Below are 7,078 nucleotides of genomic sequence, written 5' to 3' on the forward strand. Positions count from 1 at the left end.
GCGAACTCGTTGTCGTCGACAGTGCCCGGCGGCGGACTGTGGCGACCATCCCGGTGGGGGCGCCGGTGCGCGACATCACGCTGAGCCCGGATGGAGCTTGGGCTTATGTGCTGGCCCACCACCCGCACGGAGCCGCCGTAGCAATCTGTATCAATCTGGCGCGCAAAGCAATCAGCGCCGTCGTCGAAGTGAGCGAGTCGGCCATCCAAATCGCGATGAGCCCGGATGGCTCCGAGATCTACGTCGTGGAACGCGATGGCATCGCGGTGATATGCGCAATGAGCGACTTGGCTTTCGACCGCATCACCCTCGACGTATCCCCGTCCTGCGTCGCGATGGGCTCGATGATGAGCCGGCTCTACGTAGCCGATCACATGGGCGACATAACGGCTCTGCCCACCGCGACACCGATGCTTCAGGCAGCGGCGAGCTGAGCGGCAGGATCCGCATTAAGGATTCATAAAGCCTGTTGCCGCAATGTGATTACGCACCACGTCAACAATACAAACAAGGAGTCCCTCAATGAAGCGCAACGTTCTGATCATCACCGGCACGGCGGCGACCCTCGCCACCGTGATGGTGGGTTGTTCACACCACGACAAGGCCGTCAGCGTCGGTAATGCCGCCGTTGCCCCGGCCGGCGCGTCGAACACCAAGGTGCTCGTCGAAGGCAAGGATCAAAACGTCAAGGGTCAGGTTGCCTGCACGAAGGCCGCCGGCACGGTCAACATCGCCATCGGTGGTGGAGCCGGGTCTTCGGGTGTTCCCACCGGCATCGGCGCAGTGCTGACCGATGCCAACCCGCCGGTGGTGAAATCCGTTGCGCTGGGCAATGTCAACGGCGTCACGCTGGGCGTCGGCGGCACCACCGGCAAGGCTGACGCCACCAAGGACGGCAGCTCGTACAAGATCAGCGGCACCGCCAGTGGCGTGGACATGTCCAACCCGATGGCAGGACAGGTCAACAAGTCGTTCGAACTCGACGTCACCTGCCCCTAGTACCGGCCCTCGCCCGGCCATCGGGTGTTGTTACAACAACATTCGGTGGCCGGGCGGACCTGCCGAACTATCCAGACGAAAGGAACACTCCCGTGAATAACAACAAACCCGTACTCCTGCTGGCCGGCGCGATCGCCGGGATCCTCGCAATCTCGCTCGTGGTTCGCTTTGTCGCTCTGAGCGAGCTCGGCCTGCCCGGCGGTTGGCTCTTGTTCGGCTTGCCGGCCGGAGGTGTCGGCCTGCTGATTCTGTTGTTGCGACTCGGACTAATCAACTTCGGCCAAGGCCCGAGCGCAACGCTGCGACCCCTTCAGCACGACGCCGTCATGGGTGTCCCCACGACTCTTCCGCCGCCCGCGGTACCGACGTCCAAGCGGCTGCAGGAGATCGAGCACCTGCGCGCCAGCGGCACCATCTCCGTCGATGAGTACATCGCAGAGCGTGCGCGGATCATCGCCAGCCTTTGAGTCGCCGGTGGCTCAACGGATCTCGGACAGCTTCGGCACCACCTCGTCGCCGAAGCGTTTCACGAAGCCGGCAGGATCCGGTGTGCCCGGCACCGGGCCGGTGTTGATCATCTCGACCCCGAGGTCGGAGAACCGTTCGAGCTTCTGGAGGTACCCGTCGACATCGGTGAAGGGGTCCTCGAAGAAGCCAACGGTTTTCCGGATTTCGGCGACATCGCGACCCACCGTGTCACAGTGGCGGGTCAACACATCGATCTTGTGGGCGAGAACGTCGATCTCGGAGTCGGTCGAGTTCCAGACATCGGCATATTGCGCGACGAGCCGCAGTGTCTTCTTCTCTCCGCCACCACCGATCAGGATCGGGGGCCGCCGGATCGGTTGGGGCTCGCAGATCGTCTCAGCCAATTGATAGTGCTTGCCGACATACGGCCCGTCGTTGTGGCTCCACATCTGCGAACAGATCTGCAGCGTCTCCTCGAGCATCTCGAACCGTTCCCGCAGCGGCGGATACGGAACCCCCAGAGCGAGATGCTCACGCTCGTACCAGGCGGCGCCGATACCGAACATGGACCGGCCCTGCGAGAGCACATCAAGAGTCGTCACTGTCTTGGCCAGCAATCCCGGATGCCGGTAGGTGACCCCGGTGACCAGCAATGCCAGCGTGATGCTGGTCGTCCGGCCAGCCAGGTAGCCCAGCGAGGTGTAGCCCTCCAGGAACGGATCTTCAGCGCGCCCAACACCTTCCATTTGGAACAAGTGGTCCGCCAGCGTGAACATCGTCGCGCCGATGTCCTCGGCGGCCGTGGCGGTCGACAACAGGGCCGGGGTCAATTGAGCCGGGTCGCCCGGTAGAAAGTCGATGAAGTGTATGCCCAATTCCATTGGTAGCTCCCTTCGTTAATCGGTCAAACGCTGAAGCAGGGACAACGCGTCGTTGATGACGCGGCGCTCCCGCTCCGAGTAGCGCTCTTGCATGGCGCGGGCCAGCCATTCCTCGCGAATCTGACGGTCGCTCTCGGCGCGGCGACGGCCGGCGGCGGTCAACGAAATCAGCTGTCGCCGACCGTCGTCAGGATCGGGTGCACGCCGAATAAGGCCGTGCTGTTCGAGTCCGGCGATGATGGCGGCCATTGACTGTGGTCGTACTCGCTCGGCGGCGGCCAGGGCGCTGGTCGACGATGCGCCCTCTTTCCACAGCCGGGTGAGCACCGCGGTTTGCGATGGTGTCAGACCGCCACCGGTCGCGACGTCCTTGAGTTGGCGACGCAGCCGGCTGAACATCACCCGCAGATCACGGGCCGCAGCTCCTGCCGATTCGCTGATCCCGTCCACCCAGTCCACCGTACATTAAACAGTTCAAACTGTACAGTTTGAACTGTCTAGTATTGATGTGAACGGTCAGTCCTACGTCGCGTCTCCGCGTAGCTCCCAGAAGCGTGTACTTTCTTCCGGCTCGTCCGGTGCGCTGCGCACCCAAATCGTCGCGGTGATGGTCATCAGCACCCAACCGATCGCTGTGGCGGGGATGGCCCACAGCCGACGCAGCAGGAGCGCCGACCCGCATTGGCCGGCGAAACCGGCGTCCTTGGCTGCCGGTCCCTGGGAAAGGCTTGCGTTGAAGCCTCTGCCGCAGCTGATCTGCATTCCCCATTGGTCGTATTGGTTCAAATGCACGGGCAACCACAGCGCCAGCAGTCCAGTGACGATCAACCCAGCGCCCACGCATCCGAGCACTACTTGACGGCTGCTCACTGTTCTCCTCTCAGGTCGGGATATGTGAATCCGGTGTCGGCGGTCAGTGACGGTTATGTCATGCAGACGTTCGAGAACAGCAGTACCGGCCAGGACACGATCGAGCCAAGAAAGGACACCACCAGATCGGCGCCGTGCATGTTCTGCAGATGCGCGGTGTGCGTCGTCGACCAGATCGTGCCGACCAGTAAATACGGTGTCCCGAGGATCAATCCAAGCGCGATCAGCTGTGCGATGGTGAGCTGGTAGCCGAGGATCCGGCGAATCGTCTCCAACATGCGCGGCTACCTCCAACACGGCCCCTGAACGTCGTCGGGTGTGACGTCGTAGCTCATCTGCGCTGCACAAGCGCATCAGACACGGACTATGTTAATGATCGTTCTGACTCGGCGGTAGGTTTTTTTGACACTTATCTGCAGGCTAGGGTGGGGCGGTGACGACAGCGCGAGCCCAGGGCGCCGCCGTCGTACGGCGTCGGCCCAAAGACCGCAAGGACCAGATCGCCCGGGCATCCGCCGAGGCGTTCAGCGCGCAGGGCTATCACGCCGTCAGCATGGAAGCGATCGCGGCCAAGGTCGGAATCTCAGCACCGGCGCTCTACCGCCACCATGCCAGCAAATACGAACTGTTCCGCGGCGCTGTGCTGGCGCTTGGTCAGCAGCTGGTCGACTGTACCGATTTCGCCGACACCGAAGCCGCCGAAACCGACCCGTCGGACACGCTGAATCGACTGATCGACGCGCTGGTCGACGTGACGCTGGCCAACCGCGAGTCCGGCGGCCTGTACCGATGGCAAGCCCGCTATCTGCATAGCGAAGACCAATCCACGCTGGGCGATCAACTCCGGTTGGTCAACCGCCGAATTCAGCGGCCGCTCATCGCAATTCGCCCGACTCTGACCACACCGCAGCGGTGGATGCTGTCGGCGGGTCTGCTCAGCGTGATCGGGAGTGCCGTCGACCACCGAGTGCAATTGCCCACCGACGAGATGCGCGCGCTGCTGTCCGGCGCCGCCTCGGCGGTATCGGAGGCTGACCTGCCGGTAACGGCGGACGCCTTGGACCGTCCCGCCACATGGCGGATCTTCGAGGCCGATACCGGGGTATACGAGGCCCTGCTACAGGCGTCGATGGTGTTGTTCAACGCCAAGGGCTATCCCGAGACCAGCATGGCCGAGATCGCGTCGGCCGTCGGTATTCCGGTCTCGGGGATCTACCGGTATTTCCCGGGCAAGTGCGACATCTTGGCGACGGGACTACGGCGTGCCGCCGATCGGGTTTCCGGCCGTCTGTCGGCGATCCTGACCGGGATGACCGAACCGGGCCACATGCTCACCATGTTGATCGAGGCATATGTGGCGACCTCGTTCGCCAACCCGGATCTGGCCGCGATCTATTACACCGAACGGGTGAACCTGACGCGGGTGGACCAGGAGTTGCTTCGCAGTGTGCAGCGATCGACGATCGATGCTTGGATGCGCCTGCTGGCCGCGGCGCGGCCGGCGCTCACCGAGACGCAGGCACGCTTTCTGGTGCACGCGGCGATGGCGCTGGTGGTCGACGTAGGTCGGCTGGTGCACTACGAGGACTCGGCAGACAACTCCGCCCACCCGCAGGCATGTGTGCGAAAACTGATGGAAGCTACGGTTTTTGGGACTGGCGAATAGCGTTGCCGCCCAGGTAGGCGAGGTATCCGATCAGGCCGACGGTGCCCAGGCTGCGGGTCTGGCGGCTGGCGAAACTCAGTCCCAGCAGCGTTTCGATGCTGCCGTTGGTGTAGACGTGCTGGCGGGTGTTACGCGGGAACGCCGCCTTGGTGATCGGCTCGAACAGCCCCGGGCTGGTGAAGTGGGCCAGTCCGGCGCCGGCCAGTGCCAGACCCGAAAAGCGGGCCACCCGGTTACTTTTGCGAGACATGGATCTCCTTAGGCGATTGCGTAGTCGCTCAACGGAAACCGAGAGCTGTCTCGCACGGCGTTGCGCACCGACGTGGGTCGTAGCAGGGTCGCCTCGCCGCTGTGATTGAAGTAGTACGACCGTGACGTGGCGCAGTCACCCGCGTAGAACACTGAGCTGTCCAGACGTTTGGTCATCCGATCCAGGAAGCGTGCGTTAGCCTCCTCGGTGATCTCGAATGTGGTTGCCTGCGTGCGCTTCACCTCGCCCAACAACCTGTCCATGTGCCGCATCTGGTATTCCATGGTGTTGAAGAAGGACAGCCCTGAGAAGGCGTATGGGCTGGCCAGGCTCAGGTAGTTCGGGAAGTGCGGAATGGACACACCCTGGTAGGCCTGGAACCTGTTCTCGCGCCACCACTTCCCAAGGTTTCGGCCTTCCCGACCGATCACCTCGATCGCGGGGAAGTTGGCGTCCCACAGGTCGAATCCGGTAGCCAAGATCAGCGTGTCGATGGCGGCCTTGTTGCCGTCTTTGGTGACGATGCCGTCAGGCTCGATACGGTCGATGCCGCCGGTCTCCAGGTGCACGTTCGGTTTGGTGAAGCTGCGGTAGTAGTCGTTGGACCAGCTCGGCCGCTTGCAGCCGAGGTCGTAAGTCGGAGTCAGCTTTTTCCGCAGTTCCTTGTCGCGAACCTGCACGAACCGGTGGGTCTTGCAGAGATCCATCGCGGCGATGGCCAGCCGCCGGAAGTAGCGGTAGTTGACCACGCCGACAACCGTCATGAACTCGAGCAGCCCGTCGGTAACAAACCGCACCGCCCGCTGAGTGAGCGGGATCCGCGCGAACAGGCGTTGCACGAGCGGGGCGATCCGGAAGTCAAGCTTGGGCGCCACCCAAATCGCGGTGCGCTGATAGACCGTCAGATCGGCGACGGTCTTGGCCAGTTCGGGGATCAGCTGGATCGCGGTGGCCCCCGTGCCGATCAGGCCGACCCGACGACCCGCCATGTCGTAGCTGTCATCCCATGCGGTGGTGTGGACGACCTTGCCGGCGAAGCTGGTGATGCCCGGGATGTCCGGCGTGTGCGGCTGCGACAGAAAACCGGTGGCGGTAATCAGGACGCGGGTAGACAGCGTCTCACCGCCGGCCAGCGTGACCTGCCACAGCTGGGCCTCATCGTCCCAGCGGGCGGATTCCACCGTCGTGTTGAACCGGATGTGACGGCGGATGTCGTATTTGTCGGCGACGTGATCGGCGTACTGCTTGAGCTCTGCGCCCTTGGCGAACAGCCGGGACCAGTGTGGGTTGGGCTCGAACCAGTAGGAGTAGGTGGTGGACGGGATGTCGACTGCCAGACCCGGATAGCGGTTGACGTACCAGGTCCCACCCAAGTCGGCCTCGCGGTCCAGGATGGCGATGTTGTCGTAGCCGAGGCGTTTGAGCTGGATCGCCGCGCCGATGCCGCCGAAGCCGGCCCCCACGATCAAGACCTCATAGTGCTCCGAACTCATGAAATGACCGTACCTTACTTCAGAGTAAGTTTGAAGATGGCGGACGCCTGCACGATGATATCGGGCGCTTAATCGGAGTTGATTTTCCTGTTCGACCGATCGCCTACGGCGTGGTTGTCAGCGAGCAAGGCCGCGTTGTCGTCTTGGAGGTCCAAAATCTGGCCGATGCCGGCGAGATTGACTCCGGCAGCAAGTAATTCGCTGATGCGGCGCAGGCGAGCTATGTCATCGGCGCTGTAGAGGCGGGTACCGCCGTCACTGCGGGTCGGACTGAGTAGGCCATGACGCTCGTAGAGGCGTAGCGATTGCACCGCGACGCCGGAGAGTTCTGCGGCCACGGAGATGCCGTAGACGCCCTGGCTCGCGTCTGGCGAGCCCGGGGCGTCGAACCGATCACTCATCGAAGTCTTCCTTGGCTGGGCGTACAGAAAATCTTTCTATCACACTTGCG

Annotated in this window: 11 protein-coding genes; 4 read left to right on the top strand and 7 right to left on the bottom strand. The window is 63.0% G+C overall.

From position 1 onward, the window contains the following. The 3 genes from WAO18_RS22135 to WAO18_RS22145 all read left to right on the top strand — a co-directional run. The coding region (locus WAO18_RS22135; RefSeq protein WP_422208376.1) for a YncE family protein at positions 1 to 434 on the top strand (434 nt) is incomplete at its 5' end. A gap of 88 nt (positions 435 to 522) precedes the next feature. Beyond that, positions 523 to 999, top strand: coding sequence for a lipoprotein LpqH (locus WAO18_RS22140; RefSeq protein WP_422208377.1), 477 nt, complete (start codon positions 523 to 525; stop codon positions 997 to 999). A 92-nt stretch (positions 1,000 to 1,091) separates the two neighbouring features. After that, positions 1,092 to 1,466, top strand: coding sequence for a hypothetical protein (locus tag WAO18_RS22145; protein WP_422208378.1), 375 nt, complete (start codon positions 1,092 to 1,094; stop codon positions 1,464 to 1,466). A 12-nt stretch (positions 1,467 to 1,478) separates the two neighbouring features. On the opposite strand, the gene WAO18_RS22150 is transcribed toward WAO18_RS22145, so the two are convergent. The 4 genes from WAO18_RS22150 to WAO18_RS22165 all read right to left on the bottom strand — a co-directional run bounded on the left by WAO18_RS22150 (position 1,479) and on the right by WAO18_RS22165 (position 3,496). Next, a complete protein-coding gene (locus WAO18_RS22150) occupies positions 1,479 to 2,348 on the bottom strand; it encodes an LLM class F420-dependent oxidoreductase (RefSeq protein ID WP_422208379.1) in 870 nt (289 codons plus the stop codon). A gap of 15 nt (positions 2,349 to 2,363) precedes the next feature. Then, positions 2,364 to 2,798: a MarR family winged helix-turn-helix transcriptional regulator gene (locus WAO18_RS22155; protein WP_422208380.1), complete on the bottom strand. Its 435-nt coding sequence runs from the start codon at positions 2,796 to 2,798 to the stop codon at positions 2,364 to 2,366. A 72-nt stretch (positions 2,799 to 2,870) separates the two neighbouring features. Next, positions 2,871 to 3,218 (bottom strand): hypothetical protein, encoded by a 348-nt coding sequence (locus WAO18_RS22160; protein WP_422208381.1) that lies wholly within the window; start codon positions 3,216 to 3,218, stop codon positions 2,871 to 2,873. 53 nt (positions 3,219 to 3,271) lie between these two features. Then, positions 3,272 to 3,496, bottom strand: a complete 225-nt coding sequence (locus WAO18_RS22165; RefSeq protein ID WP_422208382.1) for a hypothetical protein — start codon at positions 3,494 to 3,496, stop codon at positions 3,272 to 3,274. A gap of 155 nt (positions 3,497 to 3,651) precedes the next feature. Between WAO18_RS22165 and WAO18_RS22170 the strand changes: the two genes are divergently transcribed. Next, positions 3,652 to 4,884: a TetR/AcrR family transcriptional regulator gene (locus WAO18_RS22170; RefSeq protein WP_422208383.1), complete on the top strand. Its 1,233-nt coding sequence runs from the start codon at positions 3,652 to 3,654 to the stop codon at positions 4,882 to 4,884. Here WAO18_RS22170 and WAO18_RS22175 read toward each other — a convergent pair. The 3 genes from WAO18_RS22175 to WAO18_RS22185 all read right to left on the bottom strand — a co-directional run bounded on the left by WAO18_RS22175 (position 4,859) and on the right by WAO18_RS22185 (position 7,028). After that, entirely contained in the window at positions 4,859 to 5,134 is a 276-nt protein-coding gene (locus WAO18_RS22175) for a hypothetical protein (RefSeq protein ID WP_422208384.1), read from the bottom strand. The genes WAO18_RS22170 and WAO18_RS22175 overlap by 26 nt on opposite strands. 8 nt (positions 5,135 to 5,142) lie before the next feature. Then, positions 5,143 to 6,627 carry a flavin-containing monooxygenase gene (locus WAO18_RS22180; protein WP_422208385.1) on the bottom strand — a complete coding sequence of 495 codons (1,485 nt, stop codon included), beginning with the start codon at positions 6,625 to 6,627 and terminating at the stop codon, positions 5,143 to 5,145. A gap of 68 nt (positions 6,628 to 6,695) precedes the next feature. Next, positions 6,696 to 7,028 (bottom strand): MerR family transcriptional regulator, encoded by a 333-nt coding sequence (locus WAO18_RS22185; protein ID WP_422208386.1) that lies wholly within the window; start codon positions 7,026 to 7,028, stop codon positions 6,696 to 6,698. Between the last annotated feature and the right edge of the window lie 50 nt (positions 7,029 to 7,078).

The sequence above is a fragment of the Mycobacterium sp. genome (assembly GCF_049278535.1).
Taxonomy (GTDB): Bacteria; Actinomycetota; Actinomycetes; order Mycobacteriales; family Mycobacteriaceae; genus Mycobacterium.